Below are 13,952 nucleotides of genomic sequence, written 5' to 3'. Positions count from 1 at the left end.
TAGTCAGAAAAGGTGGCCGAGCTGGAAGACCAGATTGTCCCACCACTCGGAAACCACGGTCAGGTACGCCTTCCCGACCGTCGACACGGCCACCGCCGACGCCATCGCCGCGGTCGCCGAGAGCACCAGCAGCAGCAGGGCCGAGCCGGAGATGTTCTGCTTGTAGAGCCGGCTCACCCCCTTGGCGTCGACCAGCTTGCCGCCGACCTTGAGCCGGGTCAGGAACGTCGAGGCCATGCCGCCGCGTCCCTTGTCGAGGAACTCGACCAGGTTGGCGTGCGTGCCCACGGCCACGATCAGGGTGGCGCCCTTGTCGTCGGCCAGCAGCATCGCCAGGTCTTCGCTGGTGGCCGCGGCCGGGAAGGTCAGCGCGGCCACGTCGAGCTTGTGCACCCGCTCGAGACCGGGGGCGCGGCCGTCCGGGTAGGCGTGCACGACCACCTCGGCCCCGCAGCGCAGCACGTCGTCGGTGACCGAGTCCATGTCCCCGATGATCATGTCGGGGGTGTAGCCGGACTCGACCAGCGCGTCGGCCCCGCCGTCGACGCCGATCAGCACCGGCTTGTATTCGTGGATGTAGGGCCGCAGGACGTCGAGGTCGTCCTTGTAGTCGTAGCCGCGCACCACGATCAGCACGTGCCGCCCGGCGATCCGGGTGCGGACGTCGGGCACGCCGACGCCGTCGAGCAGCAGCTCGCGCTCCTGCTTGAGATAGTCCATGGTGTTGGCCGCGAACGCCTCGAGCTGCACCGACAGGCCCTCACGGGCGTCGGCCATCGAGCGCGCCACGGTCTCGGAATCCTGCCGGACACCGGTGGCGACCGGCTCGCCGGCGAGCATCACGGTGTCGCCCTCGATGACCACCGAGTCGCCCTCGCTCAGGCGCTCGAAGACCTCTTCGCCGAGGTCGTCGATGAGCACGATGCCGTTCTTGATCAGCACCTCGGGCCCCAGATTGGGATAGCGCCCGGAGATCGACGGCTTCGCGTTGAGCACGGCGGCCACCCCGACGGCGACCAGCGCGTCGGCGGCCACCCGGTCGATGTCGACGTGATCGATCACGGCGATGTCGCCGGGGCGCAGCCGGCCGGTCAGCCGCTTGGTCCGGCGGTCGAGGCGGGCGGTGCCGGCGAGGGCATCGGGATCGGTGCTCCGCGCGCGGCGCAAGGTGGGAAGTCGCATCACGGCCATCCTGACATGCCGAATCACGCGCCTGGCACGCGACATGCGCGATCTCACCCACTAAAGGGGCATTTGCCCCGCTCGTCCTTCTCAGTCATGGTGCCATGACCGAACTGCCTGCTCAGGCCCTTTTCTCGCGCCCGGCCACGGCCAGCAACTCTTCGGCGTGCGCGATGCCCAGATCGGAATCCGGCAATCCCGCGAGCATGCGGGACAGCTCCCGCGCCCGCTCGGTCTCCTCGACCACGCGCACCCCGCTCGTGGTGATCGCGCCGCCGGTGTCCTTGGCCACGACCAGGTGCCGGTCGGCGAACGCGGCCACCTGCGGCAGGTGGGTGACCACGAGCACCTGATGGGTGCGCGCGAGCCGGGCCAGCCGCTTGCCGATCTCGACCGCGGCCGTGCCGCCCACGCCCGCGTCGACCTCGTCGAAGACCAGCGTCTCGGGACCACCGGCCCCGGCGAAGACCACCTCTATGGCCAGCATCACCCGGGAGAGCTCACCGCCGGACGCGCCCTTCTGCAGGGGCAGCGACGGCGCGCCCGGGTGGGCCAGCAGCCGCAGCTCGACCTCGTCGGCGCCGTCCGGCCCGACGGCCAGCTCACCGGCGGTCGGCTCGTCCTTGCCGGCGACCCGCGGGACGACGGCCACCTCGACCTTGGCATGCGGCATGGCCAGCCCGGCCAGTTCGACGCTGACCGCCTCGGAGAACCGGACCGCGGCCTCGGTGCGCGCCTCGGTGAGCCGGGCGGCCAGCTCGCCGACCTGCGCCTCCAGCCGCTGACGTTCCTTGTCGAGCTCGTCGAGCAACTCGTCGGACGAGTCGAGCACGGCCAGCTTGGCGCGCGCCTCCTCGGCCCAGACGATGACGCCCTCGACGTCGTCGGCGTATTTGCGGGTGAGCGCGCGCAGGGCGGCGCGGCGCTCGTAGATCTGCTCGAGGCGGGCCGGGTCGGCGTCGAGGCTGCTCAGATAGGCCGACAGCTCGGACGAGACGTCACCGACCAGGGTCGCGGCCTCTTCGACACGCGCGGCCAGCTCGCCCAGCATCGGGTCGACCGCGGCCTGCGCCTCCAGCGTGCGCCGGGCCGTGCCCAGCAGCTGGGTGGCGTCGGGCGCCTCCTCGGTGACCTCGACCCCGCCGGCCAGCGCCTGGGCGGCCAGCGCGGCCGCGACCCGCAGGCCCTCGGCGTGCTCGAGACGCTGCACCTCGTTGCGCAGCTCGTCGTCCTCCCCCGGCTGGGGGTCGACCCGGCTGATCTCGTCGAGGCCGAGCTTGAGCAGGTCGGCCTCCTGCGAGCGGGTCCGCGCGTTGCGGCGGCGGTCGGCCAGGTCATCGACCACGGCCCGCCAGCGGCCGAACGCCTCGCGATAGGTGTCGAGCAGCTTCTCGTGTTCGGGACCGGCGAAACGGTCGAGCGCGGCGCGCTGCTCGGCCGGGCGCAGCAGGCGCAGCTGATCGGACTGGCCGTGCACCGCCAGCACCCGCTCGCCCAGGTCGGTCAGCATCGACACCGGCATGCTGCGGCCGCCGACGTGGGCCCGCGAGCGGCCCTCGATCGTGACCGTGCGGCTCAGCAGCACCGTGCCGTCGTCGTCGACCTCGCCGCCCGCGTCGGACACGCGCGTGGCCACCTCGCCGGCCAGCTTGCCGGCGAGGCGCAGGCGGCCCTCGACGACCGCGCGGCCGGGGTCAGCCCGCACGCGCCCGGCATCGGCCCGGCCGCCGAACAGCAGCCCGAGACCGGTCACCACCATCGTCTTTCCGGCACCGGTCTCACCGGTGATGACGTTCATGCCCGCCGTCAGCCGCAGCGTCGTGTCGTCGATGACGCCGAGCCCGGTGATGCGCAGTTCCTCCAGCACAGGGCAGACAGTATCGGTGCCCCCCGACATTTGCCCACCGCGGGCTCAGCGTGACCGCGGCGGAAAACCGATAGAAACCAGAACGTGACTACCGCTTGCTGCCGCGCCATCCCTCGACGGGAAGGGCGAACTTGGCCACGAGCACGTCGGTGAATGGCCGGGGCTGCAGGCGGACCAGCCGGACGGGCAGCCGGCCGCGCTCGACGGTGACCTTGGCGCCCGGCGGAAGATCCCAGGTGCGGCGACCGTCACAGCACAGCACGGCGAAAGACGTGTACGGGTCGACGGTCAGCGCGAACGTCGACGTCGGCGCGGTCACCAGCGGCTTGCTGAACAACGCGTGGGCGCTGATCGGCACCAGCAGCAGCGCCTCGACCTCGGGCCACACCACCGGACCGCCACCCGAGAACGCGTACGCGGTCGAACCGGTCGGCGTCGCGCACACAACACCGTCGCAGCCGTAACGCGCGAGCGGCCGGCCGTCGACGTCGACCATCAACTCGAGCATCTGGGCCCGCTGGCCCTTCTCGACGCTGACCTCGTTGAGCGCCCACGACTCGGCGATCACGCGGCCGCCGTACTCGGCCCGCACGTCCAGCGTCAGCCGCTCGTCCACCTTGTACGCGCCGTCGACGACGTCCTTGACGGCCTGGTCGAGGTGGTCGATCTCGGCCTCGGCCAGGAAGCCGACCTTGCCCAGGTTGATGCCCAGCAGCGGGGCCTTGACCGGGCGGGCCAGCTCGGCCGCCCGCAGGAACGTGCCGTCGCCGCCCATCGCCAGCACGATCTCGGCGCCCTCGGCCGCGGACGGCGACGGGGCCTCGACCGTGGTCACCTCGGGCGGCAGGTCGAGATCGGCCACCTCCTCGGCGATGACCCGCACCTCGAAACCGGCCGCCAGCAGGTCACGCGCCACCGTGCGCGCGTGCTGCGTGCTCTGCCTCCGGCCGGTGTGCGTGACCAGCAGGGCCGAGCGCGTCATGTGTCCTCCAAGGGGGCGGCCGTCTGCTCCGGCCCGGCAGAAGCTACCTTGATCCCGGGTCCGGCGGCGACAACTTCTTCGATCTCCGCTCGATCGGCGGCGGGCGCGTCGCGGCGGAACCAGACGAAGAACTCGACGTTGCCGCTCGGCCCCGGCAACGGGCTGGCGGTCACCCCGGCCACCCCGAGACCCAGCTCGGACGCGGCCCGGGCGACATCGAGCACCGCTTCGGCCCGCAGCTTCCAGTCCCGTACGACCCCGCCCGCGCCCACCCGTTCGCGGCCCACCTCGAACTGCGGCTTGACCATCAGTGCGAGATCGCCGTCGGCCGCCGTGCACGAGGTCAGCGCGGGCAGCACCAAGCGCAGCGAGATGAACGAGAGATCGGCCACAGTCAGGTCGGCGGGGCCGCCGATCGACTCCGGCGTGATCGACCGGACGTTGGTGCGCTCGAACACCACGACCCGCTCGTCGGTGCGGATCGGCCAGGCCAGCTGGCCGTAGCCGACATCGACCGCGACCACCTGCCGGGCCCCGGCGCGCAGCAGCACGTCGGTGAAGCCCCCGGTCGAGGCGCCGGCGTCCAGGCAGCGGCGACCGGTCACGGCCAGCCCCCGCGGCCCGAACGCGGCCAGCGCGCCGGCCAGCTTGTGGCCGCCGCGCGACACGTACTCGGTCGCCGGGTCCTCGCCGGTGACGAGCACCGGGTCGGCCGGATCGATCATGGCGGCCACCTTGCGGGCCACCGTGCCGCGCACCTGCACGCGGCCGGCCTCGACCAGCGCGGCGGCCTGTTCCCGCGAGCGGGCCAGTTTGCGGCGCACCAGCTCGGCGTCGAGACGGGCACGACGGGCCATCAGTTGGTCATTCCCATTTCTCAGCGATCGATGCTCGCCAGGGTCTCCTGGAGAACCTGGTGGGCCGCCTCGTACTCGGCGATCTGTTCGGCCGGGGCCAGACGCGCGGCGTTCGCAAGCGAACGCAGCACCTCGTCGACCGCCGGGTGACCGGTCTGCTCGACGATCCGGCCGGTTTCCTCGTCGACCGCGGGCGGAACGACGACCGCGGCCGGCGGAGCCGGCGACGGCGGCGAAACCGGCGGCGGACCGGGCCGGTAACCACCCGGAGGCGGACCGGGCCGGAACCCGCCGGACGGCGGCCCGGGCTTCGGGAACGTCATCGCGTCAGGCCTCCGGCTGCGGCTCGGCGGACGGAGCGACCGCCTTCTTTGCGGGCGCCTTCTTGGCCGCGGCCTTCTTGGCCGGCGGCAGCTCGGTGGCCGCCGCGGCCTCCCGCACCGGCGCGGTCGGGGCGTCCGCCGTGCCCGCCGGCACGGCCGGGGTGGCCTTCTTGGCGGCCTTCCTGGCCGCGCTCTTCTTGGCCGGCCGGGCGCCTCCCGCCTCGGCCTCCAACGTGGCCGGCGCGGGCCTCGCGGTCGCCTTCACCTCGGCCGGGATCACCTCGTCGGGCGGCGGGACCGCCTTGGCCGGCGCCTTCTTGGCGGCCGTCTTCTTGGCCACGGCCTTCTTGGCCGGCGGCTCCGTGACCGGCGCGGTGTTGGCCGGCGGGCCGGCCGGGTTGGTGCCCGCGGCGGGCATCTTGTTGGGCGCGGCCTTCTTGGCCACCGCGCGGGGCGCCGGGGCCGGTTCGTCGATGCGGGTGCCGCCGACACCTTCGCTGGGCGCGTCGGCCGCCGTGCCGCCCTGCGCGCGCGACTCGGCGGCACGGAGCTGACGTTCCAGATCGCGTACGCGACCGGTCAGCTCGGTGACCTCCTCGGCGGTGGCCAGTCCGACCACGCCGAGCGCCTTGTCGACCTCGTAGCGCACGATGTTCGTGAGCGCCTCACGATTGGCCATGCCGGCCGACAGCAGATCGTCGACCAGTCCCTGCAGCTGCGTGGCCGTGGCCCCGCCCCGGTTCACCAGCTCGCCCGCCACCTTCTGGGCACGCTTGCGTGGTGCTTCGGTCAGTCCGAGCGCCATCTCCAGATACGCCCGCCATGCGTCCGGCATGTTCCGCTCCTCTCGCGGCTCGTCGGGTGCCACGCTACCGGGCGGTGCGCCGGACTTCGTGAGGTACGGTGCGGTACGCCGACCGCATGTCGTGAGGAAGGGACCCGATGGCCACGGTGGACGAGTGCCGGCAGGCGCTGCACGACCTGGCCGCACGCCTCGAGCGAAACGCCGAGACGCGCGGCAAACTCGACTTCGACCGCACGCTGGCCTGCCGCGTGCCCGACCTCGGGACGGCCTTCCACGGACGGCTGACCGACGGCCTGCTGACCGGCATCGCCGACGGCGACGACCCCAAGGCCAAGATCGCGCTGACCGCCAACGGCGACGACCTGATCGCCCTGGTCGGCGGCCGGCTCGACGTCACCCGCGCGGTCACCTCCGGCCAAGTGAAGATCAAGGCCAACCCGTTCGACCTGCTCAAGCTGCGCAAACTGCTCTGACGCGGTCAGCCTCCGATGTGGCCAAGGGCGGGCATCCGCCAGCCCTCGGCCAGCCGTGACGGGTGCACGTTGACGCCGCCGCCGAAGAACTCGCAGAACTTCATGACCAGCGGATCCCAGCGCAGCGGGTCGACGTGGGCGGTGCCGGGCACGAGCAGGCTCTCCTCCACGTGCGTGCGCAAGACCTCGATCTCGTACGCGGTGGCGCCGCCCCCGGTCAGCCGGCGCGTGCCCGTGACCCGGCCCTCGAGCTGGATCGGGCACTCGGCCACCCGGGGCGGCGCGACGAGGTCGGACGCCTGCCGGCTCAGTCCCCCGAGAGTGAACTTGTCGGCCACGTGCCGGTAGCCCTGCGCCGCCTTGCCCTCCGGCACGTCCGGCCGCCCGGTCGTCATGGCGATCCGGTCGACCGCCCCGGCCAGCGACGACGACGGCAGATTGAGCACCACTTCCCGCTCGCGGGCCAGGTTGGCCGCCGTACGGCTGCGGTCGCCCATCCCGATGACCGCGGTCTGCCCGAGCCACCAGGCGGACGACATCGGCGCCAGGTTGGCCGTCCCGTCCTCGTTGACGGTGCTGAGCAGCACCACGGGCGTACCGAAATACAGAACTTTCAGGCCGGGTACGACGTGCATCGTGAGCCTCTCGTCGGGTGAGGCTCCATGCTCGCCCGCCGCGCGGGGTGAACGCTGGCGTCTTTCGGACGTCGCGTCTCAGCGCAACTCGGCCCGCATTTCCCCGGCCTCGGGCATGCCGAGCTCGCCGTAGATCTCGGCCGCCCGCTCGTAGTGCCGGCGGGCCGCGGCCGGGTCGCCGAGCGCCCGGTGGGCCCGGCCCAGACCGGCGTGGGCACGGGCATGCTGGTCGGGCATGCCGATCCGGACGGCGGTGGCGTGCGCGGCCTCGTGATGCGCGACGGCGTCGGCCGGACGTCCCGTGGCCCGGGCGGCCTCACCCAGCCCGTTACGGGCCCAGGCCTCGCTGTCGGCGTCGCCCAGCTCCCGGAAGATGCGCAGCGCCCGCTCGTAGTGCTCGGCCGCGCGGGCCGGCTCACCCATGCGCAGGTGCAGCGACCCCAGTTCGTCGAGCACGCCGCCCTCCCCGCCGCGGTTGCCCAGGCTGCGCTGCAGGTCCAGCGCCCGGCCCAGATGCTCGCGCGACGACTCGTACCGGCCGGTCTTGCCCTCGACGACCCCGAGGCCGTGCAGCATGTACGCCTCCCCCACCGGGTCGCCGCCGGCCCGGCACAGCAACAGGGCCTGGCCGTAGTGGTCGATGGCCTCGGTGTAATGACCGGCGCGCTGGGCCAGCACGGCCAGGCTGCCGAGCTGACTGCCCTCGCCCACCCGATCGCCGATCTGCCGATAGAGGGCCAGCCCCTCCCGATGATGGGCGGCCGCCGCCGTGTAGTCGCCGGACCGTTTCGCGATGATGCCGAGGTTGGCGACCACCCGGGCCTGCCCCTCCGCGTCACCGGCCAGCCGGAACAGCTCCAGTGCCTGCCGGCAGTATTCGCCCGCCGGCTGATAGCGGCCCAGGCGCAGCGACGCGATGGCCAGATTGGCCAGGGCGTGCGCCTCCCCGGCGCGGTCACCGGCCGTACGGGCGGCGTGCACGGCGTGACTGTGCACGGCCAGGCCGTCGTGGTAGTAACCACCGTCGAGATAGCGGTAGAGGGTGTTGGCCAGCCGGACGGTGTGGCCGGGCCAGCCCTGAGTGGCGGTCAGCGCGGCCACGGCGACCAGCGTCGGGCGTTCGACGGCCAGCCAGCTCACGGCCGCGTCGGCCTCCCCCAGACCGGGCACCGGGGTCTCGACGGCCGGCTTGGGCGGACGCCGGTACGAGTCGCCGCCGTGCAGAGCGTCCAGCGCGGTGCCGGCGGCCGCCAGGTAGTAGTCGAACAGCCGGGTCAGGGCGGCGTGGCGCTCGGCCGGGCGTTCCTCCTCGGCGGCGCGCACGGTCGCGTAGGCCCGCACCAGATCGTGGAACGTGTAACGGCCCGGCGCGGCCTGCTGCAGCAGGTGGTCGGCTCGCAGCTGGTCGAGCCCGGTCCGGGCCACCTCCACGCCGGTGCCGGTCAGAGCCGCGACCGCGTACGGGTCCAGGTCGTGACCGGGATGCAGCGCGGCCAGTCGCAGCAACCGGCGCTGCCCGGCCGGCAGATGCTGGTAGGACAGGTCGAGAGCGACCTCGACGCCGTCGTCCAGGCGCCGGTCGCGGTGGCGCTCGTCGAGCCGGTCGGCGTGGTCGGTCAGCGTCCAGTCCGGGGTGCTCCGGATGTGCGCGGCGATCAGCCCCAGCGCCAGCGGCAGGTGGCCACAGCGCCGGGCGATGCGGGCGGCGGCGTCGGCGTCCGGCCCGACCGGCACGTCCGGCACCGCCCCGATCAGGAAGGAGACGGCCTCGTACGGGGGAAAGACGTCGAGGCTGAGGCGGGTCGCGGGACCCAGATCGGGCAGGCTGCGACGGCTCGTGACCACGGTCAGGCACCCGGAGGTGGCCGGCAGCAGCGGGCGCACCTGCTCGGTGGTGGCCGCGTTGTCCAGCACCACCAGCGCGCGGGTGCCGGCCAGCCGGTCGCGATAGAGGGCGGTGCGGTCGGCCAGCTCGTGCGGGATCTGCTGACCCGGCACGCCGAGCAGACGCAGGAACCCGTCCAGCACGGCCGAGGGGTCGGCCGGGGGCTGCGCCGGATCCGGATGGAACCCTCGCAGATTCACGAACAGCACGCGCTCGTACGAACGTTCCCGGCGCAACTGGTGACCGAGGTGGACGACGAGCTGGGTCTTGCCGACGCCGGCCATGCCCTCAACGGCCGAGACCGCGGAGCCGCCACCCCGGGGCGACGCGCCACGCAGCCGTTCCAGCTCCGCCGCCCGCCCGGTGAACCCGGCCATCGGGGGCGGCAGGAAGTCCTGCACCCGCACCTGCGAGGCGGCCTCGGTTTCACCGGAGATGACCCGCAACGCCTGCCGCCACTGCGTCACATAGCCCTCGTCCGGATGCAGCGCGCGCACGACCGCCAGCACCAGGTCGGTGTTCAACCGGCGGCGGCCCAGCTTGAAACAGTCGACCAGCGTGGACTTGCGGGTCAGCTCGCCGGCCGGACGGCCCGCGGCCACCCACGCCGCGTTGACCCGGGTGGTGATCGTGTCGTACGACGGGTCACCGGCCCAGAGCTTCAGGGACCGCAGCGCCTCGATGAGGTCGTCGAGATTCCGGGCCCGGCCGGGGTCGGCGGGATCGCCGGTCATGGATGGGATCGTACGGACTCGAACGGCCCGCCGTCGACGAAGTTAGAGCGACCAGCCCTTCAGCAGGTCACGGGCCGCGTCCGACGACGCCTTGATCCCGCTCACCGGCACCCCGTCCCACGTGGCCGCGCACAGCAGCCGCAGCGCCACGACTGGGTCACCGGAACCGTCCAGGGTCACCGATTCACCCTCCCGGGTCACCTGCCAGCCGCCCGCCTCGCCCGCGTCGAGGGGCACCGCGACCTCCGCCGCCGGGCGGAACAACCCCGACAGGTCGGCCGCCACGAACGTGGGCCGCCGGGCCGGCTCGGCCGCCAGCAGGTCGGCCGGACCGCTGACGCCGGTCAGCACGAGCAGGCTGTCCATGCCCGCGGTGACCGCACCCTGGATGTCGGTGTCGAGCCGGTCGCCGACGACCAGCGGCCGCTCGGCCCCCGACTGCGCGGCCGCGGTGGTGAACAGGGGCGGCTCGGGCTTGCCGACGACCAGATCGGGCTCGCGGCCGAGGGCGGTGCTCAGCACGGCGACCAGCGACCCGTTGCCGGGCAGCGGGCCGCGCGGGCTGGGCAGCGTCCGGTCGGTGTTGGTGGCCACCCACATGGCCCCGCCGCGGACGGCCAGCGAAGCCTCGGCCAGGATCCGCCAGCCCACGTCGGGGCCGTAGCCCTGAACGACCGCCACCGGCTCGTCGTCCAGCGACTCGACCGGGGTCAGCCCGGCGTCGGCGATCTCGGCCCGCAGCGCCTCCGCGCCCACCACCAGCACCGGCGAGCCGGCGGGCAGCTTGTCGGCCAGCACGACGGCCGTGGCGCCGGCCGAGGTGAGCACCTCGGCCGGCGTGGCCGGCACACCCATGCCGGTGAGCAGATCGGCGACGTCCGCGGCACGACGCGAGGCGTTGTTGGTCGCGTACGCCACCGGGGTGTCCCGCCCGTGCAGCTTCTCGACCGCCTCGGGCGCGCCCGCGATCGGCTTGTCGATCAGGAAGACGACGCCGTCCAGGTCGAAGACGACCAGGTCGTAGCCGCCCGCCAGATCGTCGTGGCTCACGCCTCCGGGCTCTTCCGGTCGCCCTGGGGCTCGCTGACGAACTCGTCGCCGGCCGCCTTGTCGTCCGCGGTCCTCGCGGCGCGCTCCTCTTCGAGCTCCTCGGCGTCGGCCTCGAGCTCCTCCGCAACGTCCTCGACGGCGACCGGGTCGGTGTTGACGTCGGTGTCCGTCACGGCCACCGGCTCGTCGTCCTCGTCCTGGTCGTCGTCTTCGTCTTCGTCTTCGCCGTCGTCCTCGTCGTGGACGGCGCTGGGCTCGTCCTCGTCCTCGTCGTCCTCGTCTTCGAGGTCGTCCTCGTCGCGGACAGCCGTCGGCTCGTCGTCCTCGTCGCGGTCGTCCCCGTCCTCGTCCTCGTAGTCGTCGTCCTCGTCGTCGCGGGCCGCACGCGGCTCGTCGTCCTCGTCGCGGTCGTCGCCGTCCGGCGTCGTGCCGCTGGGCTCGGACTCCTCGTCCTCGATGGTGACGCCGTCCAGCTCGAGCAGACGCTCGGCCGCGTCGGTGAGACCCTCCTCGTCGGCCGTGGCCGCCCGGGTGAACCACTCCCGCGCCTCGTCACGCCGACCGGCGGCGAGCAGGGCATCCGCGTACGCGTAGCGCAGGCGCGGCGCCCACTCGGCGTTCTCCTCGGCGGTCAGCTCGCGGACCTGCAGCATCGCCACGGCCGCGTCGTGCTGGCCGAGGTCACCGCGGGCGCCCGCCGCCACGATCAGCAGCTCGATCGCGCCGCTCTTGTCCATCTTCTCGACGTCGGCGCCCCGGTAGAGGTCGATGGCCCGCTCGGGCCGGCCCAGCGCGCGCTCGCAGTCGGCCAGCTCGGCCAGGTGCGTCTGCCGTCCGGTCATCCGGTGGTAGGTGCGCAGCTCGGCGATCGCGGTCGTCCAGTCGCCGGCCGCGTACGCCGCCAGACCCACGGCCTCGCGGACCACGGCGATGCGCGACGCGAGCCGCCGGGCCGCGATGGCGTGCTGCAGCGCGAGCTCGGAGTCCTCGTCGATGATCTGGCCGGCCGCGACGAGGTGCCGGGCGACCTTGTCGGCGACGTCCCGCGACAGCGTCAGCAGCTCGGAACGCACCTCCTTGTCGAGGTCGGTCGCCTCGATCTCCTCGGGGATGTCGGGCGTCTGGAACGCCTGCGCGTCGTCCCGCTCCTCCTGGGCCGGGTGCTGGCGCTCGTCCCGGTCGTCACGCACGCGCGGACGGTCGTCCCGATCACGGAACCCGCCGGTGCGAGGGCCACGGTCGTCGCGGTTGCTGTAGCCGCCCTCGCGGGGAGCGCGGTCGTCGCGGTCACGGAACCCGCCCTGACGCGGCCCGCGGTCCTGGTAGCCACCACGATCCTGGGAGCCACCACGGTCCTGGTAGCCGCCACGATCCTGATAGCCGCCACGGTCACGGTCGCCGCCGCGGAAGCCGCCGCCCTGGGGACGGTCACCCTGCGGGCGGTCACCCTGCGGGCGGTCACCTTGCGGGCGGTCCCGGAAGGGACGGTCGCCCTGCGGACGGTCGCGGAAGCCGCTGCCGCCACGGTTCCCGGGCCGGTCGCCCTGAGGACGGTCCCGGAAGCCGCCGCGATCCTGGAAGCCGCCACGGTCACCGCCGCGGTCACGGTCGCCCTGGTAGCCGCCGCGCGCACCGCCGGTCTCGCGGTCGCCCCGGTAGCCGCCCTGCGGACGGTCGCCACCGCGGAAACCACCGCGGTCGTCCCGGTTCTGATAGCCGCCACGGTCCTGGTATCCGCCCTGCGGACGGTCGCCGCCACCCTGGGGACGGTCACTGCGGCCCTGGTAGCCGCCGCGGTCACGGTCACCGCCGCGGAAGCCGCCGCTCTGCGGACGGTCACCACCGCGGTAGCCGCCACCCTGCGGACGGTCGCCGCCACCCTGCGGGCGGTCGCCGCCACCCTGCGGGCGGTCGCTCCGGCCCTGGTAGCCACCGCGGTCACGGTCGCCGCCACGGAAGCCGCCGCCCTGGGGACGGTCACCCTGGGGACGATCACCCCGGTCCTGGAAGCCGCCACGGTCACGGTCACCGCCACGGAAGCCGCCACCCTGGGGACGGTCACCCCGGTCCTGGAAGCCGCCACGGTCGCGGTCACGGAAGCCGCCGGCCTGGGGACGGTCGCTCCGGCCCTGGTAACCACCGCGGTCGCGGTCGCCGCCGCGGAAGCCGCCACCCTGAGGTCGGTCCTGGTAGCCGCCGCGGTCACGGTCACCGCCACGGAACCCGCCACCCTGAGGTCGGTCGCCACGGTCCTGATAGCCCCCGCGGTCGCGGTCACCGCCGCGGAAGCCGCCACCCTGGGGGCGGTCACCACGGTCCTGGAAGCCGCCACGGTCACGGTCACGGAAGCCGCCGCCCTGGGGACGGTCGCCGCCGCGGAAGCCGCCGCTCTGCGGACGGTCGCCGCCACGGAAGCCGCCGCCCTGGGGACGGTCGCCACCCCGGAAGCCGCCGCTCTGAGGACGGTCGCCGTAGCCGCCACGGTCGCCGCCGCCGGTCACGCCACGCCGGTCGCCGCTCTGGGAACCGCCCTGGTAACCGCCGCGGTCACGATCGCCGCCCCGGTAACCGCCGCGGTCACCGCCGGCGCCACCCCGGTCACGGTCACCGCCACGGAAGCCGCCACCCTGGGGACGGTCGCCACCACGGAAGCCGCCACCCTGCGGACGGTCGCCGCCGCCGCGGTAGCCGCCACGGTCTCCACCGGAGTAGCCGCCACGGTCACCCCCGCGGTCGCGGTCACCGCCGCGGTAGCCGCCCCGGTCACCGCCGGAACCGCCGCGGTCGCCGCCGGCGCCACCCCGGTCACGGTCACCGCCACGGTCGCTGCCCCGGTCGCCCCGGAAACCACCACGGTCACCGTCGCGACCGCGGCCGCCCTGCCGCTCGTTGTCGCGGGGGCTGGAGCCGCCGTCGTCCTGGGGTGTAGTCACGGATCAATCCTTCCGATACGGCCGGCCCTCGGGTTGGCGGGCACGCCTCAACGTTCAAAAGTACTCGGGACCAGACATAGAAAAGCAGCCGAGGGCCGACCCCGGTGGGGTGGCCCTCGGCTGTGACGTTAAGTCCGGCGGCGTCCTACTCTCCCACACCCTCCCGAGTGCAGTACCATCGGCGCTGGAGGGCTTAGCTTCCGGGTTCGGAATGAGACCGGGCGTT

Annotated in this window: 12 protein-coding genes and 1 rRNA gene; 2 read left to right on the top strand and 11 right to left on the bottom strand. The window is 73.6% G+C overall.

What is annotated here, in order from left to right; translation table 11 throughout:
- Nucleotides 1-3: 3 nt before the first annotated feature.
- The 6 genes from steA to ACZ3I4_RS41925 form a co-directional block, all read right to left on the bottom strand.
- Nucleotides 4-1,182 carry a putative cytokinetic ring protein SteA gene (gene steA / locus ACZ3I4_RS41950; protein ID WP_465387716.1) on the bottom strand — a complete coding sequence of 393 codons (1,179 nt, stop codon included), beginning with the start codon at nucleotides 1,180-1,182 and terminating at the stop codon, nucleotides 4-6.
- Between the two features lie 121 nt (nucleotides 1,183-1,303).
- Nucleotides 1,304-3,049: a DNA repair protein RecN gene (recN, locus tag ACZ3I4_RS41945; RefSeq protein ID WP_465387715.1), complete on the bottom strand. Its 1,746-nt coding sequence runs from the start codon at nucleotides 3,047-3,049 to the stop codon at nucleotides 1,304-1,306.
- 88 nt (nucleotides 3,050-3,137) lie between these two features.
- On the bottom strand, nucleotides 3,138-4,031 hold the full coding sequence (locus ACZ3I4_RS41940; protein ID WP_465387714.1) for an NAD kinase: 894 nt from the start codon (nucleotides 4,029-4,031) through the stop codon (nucleotides 3,138-3,140).
- Nucleotides 4,028-4,888 carry a TlyA family RNA methyltransferase gene (locus tag ACZ3I4_RS41935; protein WP_465387713.1) on the bottom strand — a complete coding sequence of 287 codons (861 nt, stop codon included), beginning with the start codon at nucleotides 4,886-4,888 and terminating at the stop codon, nucleotides 4,028-4,030. Before ACZ3I4_RS41935 ends, ACZ3I4_RS41940 begins: the two co-directional genes overlap by 4 nt.
- Nucleotides 4,889-4,908: 20 nt before the next feature.
- The gene (locus ACZ3I4_RS41930; protein ID WP_465387712.1) at nucleotides 4,909-5,211 is read right to left on the bottom strand and encodes a hypothetical protein; all 303 of its coding nucleotides are present in this window, start codon (nucleotides 5,209-5,211) and stop codon (nucleotides 4,909-4,911) included.
- Between the two features lie 4 nt (nucleotides 5,212-5,215).
- On the bottom strand, nucleotides 5,216-6,046 hold the full coding sequence (locus tag ACZ3I4_RS41925) for a phasin family protein (RefSeq protein WP_465387711.1): 831 nt from the start codon (nucleotides 6,044-6,046) through the stop codon (nucleotides 5,216-5,218).
- A gap of 107 nt (nucleotides 6,047-6,153) precedes the next feature.
- Here ACZ3I4_RS41925 and ACZ3I4_RS41920 point away from each other — a divergent pair, with 107 nt between their 5' ends.
- Nucleotides 6,154-6,489 carry an alkyl sulfatase C-terminal domain-containing protein gene (locus tag ACZ3I4_RS41920; RefSeq protein ID WP_465387710.1) on the top strand — a complete coding sequence of 112 codons (336 nt, stop codon included), beginning with the start codon at nucleotides 6,154-6,156 and terminating at the stop codon, nucleotides 6,487-6,489.
- A 5-nt stretch (nucleotides 6,490-6,494) separates the two neighbouring features.
- Here the strand turns inward: ACZ3I4_RS41920 and ACZ3I4_RS41915 are convergent, their stop codons facing one another.
- The 4 genes from ACZ3I4_RS41915 to ACZ3I4_RS41900 form a co-directional block, all read right to left on the bottom strand.
- Nucleotides 6,495-7,124, bottom strand: coding sequence for a flavin reductase family protein (locus tag ACZ3I4_RS41915; protein ID WP_465387709.1), 630 nt, complete (start codon nucleotides 7,122-7,124; stop codon nucleotides 6,495-6,497).
- A gap of 78 nt (nucleotides 7,125-7,202) precedes the next feature.
- The gene (locus tag ACZ3I4_RS41910; protein ID WP_465387708.1) at nucleotides 7,203-9,743 is read right to left on the bottom strand and encodes an ATP-binding protein; all 2,541 of its coding nucleotides are present in this window, start codon (nucleotides 9,741-9,743) and stop codon (nucleotides 7,203-7,205) included.
- 42 nt (nucleotides 9,744-9,785) lie between these two features.
- Nucleotides 9,786-10,793 (bottom strand): HAD-IIA family hydrolase, encoded by a 1,008-nt coding sequence (locus tag ACZ3I4_RS41905; protein WP_465387707.1) that lies wholly within the window; start codon nucleotides 10,791-10,793, stop codon nucleotides 9,786-9,788.
- Entirely contained in the window at nucleotides 10,790-11,866 is a 1,077-nt protein-coding gene (locus ACZ3I4_RS41900) for a tetratricopeptide repeat protein (protein ID WP_465387867.1), read from the bottom strand. The genes ACZ3I4_RS41905 and ACZ3I4_RS41900 overlap by 4 nt, the downstream gene beginning before the upstream one ends.
- Nucleotides 11,867-11,953: 87 nt before the next feature.
- Between ACZ3I4_RS41900 and ACZ3I4_RS41895 the strand changes: the two genes are divergently transcribed.
- The gene (locus tag ACZ3I4_RS41895; protein WP_465387706.1) at nucleotides 11,954-13,852 is read left to right on the top strand and encodes a hypothetical protein; all 1,899 of its coding nucleotides are present in this window, start codon (nucleotides 11,954-11,956) and stop codon (nucleotides 13,850-13,852) included.
- A gap of 6 nt (nucleotides 13,853-13,858) precedes the next feature.
- On the opposite strand, the gene rrf is transcribed toward ACZ3I4_RS41895, so the two are convergent.
- A 5S ribosomal RNA gene (gene rrf, locus ACZ3I4_RS41890) occupies nucleotides 13,859-13,952 on the bottom strand; the annotation flags it as partial.

Source organism: Actinoplanes sp. NPDC021490 (assembly GCF_055562135.1).
This window is presented reverse-complemented; position numbering and strand designations above follow the sequence as displayed.

Bases quoted from the DNA above. Each gene is read 5' to 3' on its own strand.
- steA (WP_465387716.1), bottom strand. From the start codon at position 1,182: ATGCGACTTCCCACCTTGCGCCGCGCGCGGAGCACCGATCCCGATGCC.
- ACZ3I4_RS41940 (WP_465387714.1), bottom strand. From the start codon at position 4,031: ATGACGCGCTCGGCCCTGCTGGTCACGCACACCGGCCGGAGGCAGAGC.
- ACZ3I4_RS41935 (WP_465387713.1), bottom strand. From the start codon at position 4,888: ATGGCCCGTCGTGCCCGTCTCGACGCCGAGCTGGTGCGCCGCAAACTG.
- ACZ3I4_RS41930 (WP_465387712.1), bottom strand. From the start codon at position 5,211: ATGACGTTCCCGAAGCCCGGGCCGCCGTCCGGCGGGTTCCGGCCCGGT.
- ACZ3I4_RS41925 (WP_465387711.1), bottom strand. From the start codon at position 6,046: ATGCCGGACGCATGGCGGGCGTATCTGGAGATGGCGCTCGGACTGACC.
- ACZ3I4_RS41920 (WP_465387710.1), top strand. From the start codon at position 6,154: ATGGCCACGGTGGACGAGTGCCGGCAGGCGCTGCACGACCTGGCCGCA.
- ACZ3I4_RS41915 (WP_465387709.1), bottom strand. From the start codon at position 7,124: ATGCACGTCGTACCCGGCCTGAAAGTTCTGTATTTCGGTACGCCCGTG.
- ACZ3I4_RS41910 (WP_465387708.1), bottom strand. From the start codon at position 9,743: ATGACCGGCGATCCCGCCGACCCCGGCCGGGCCCGGAATCTCGACGAC.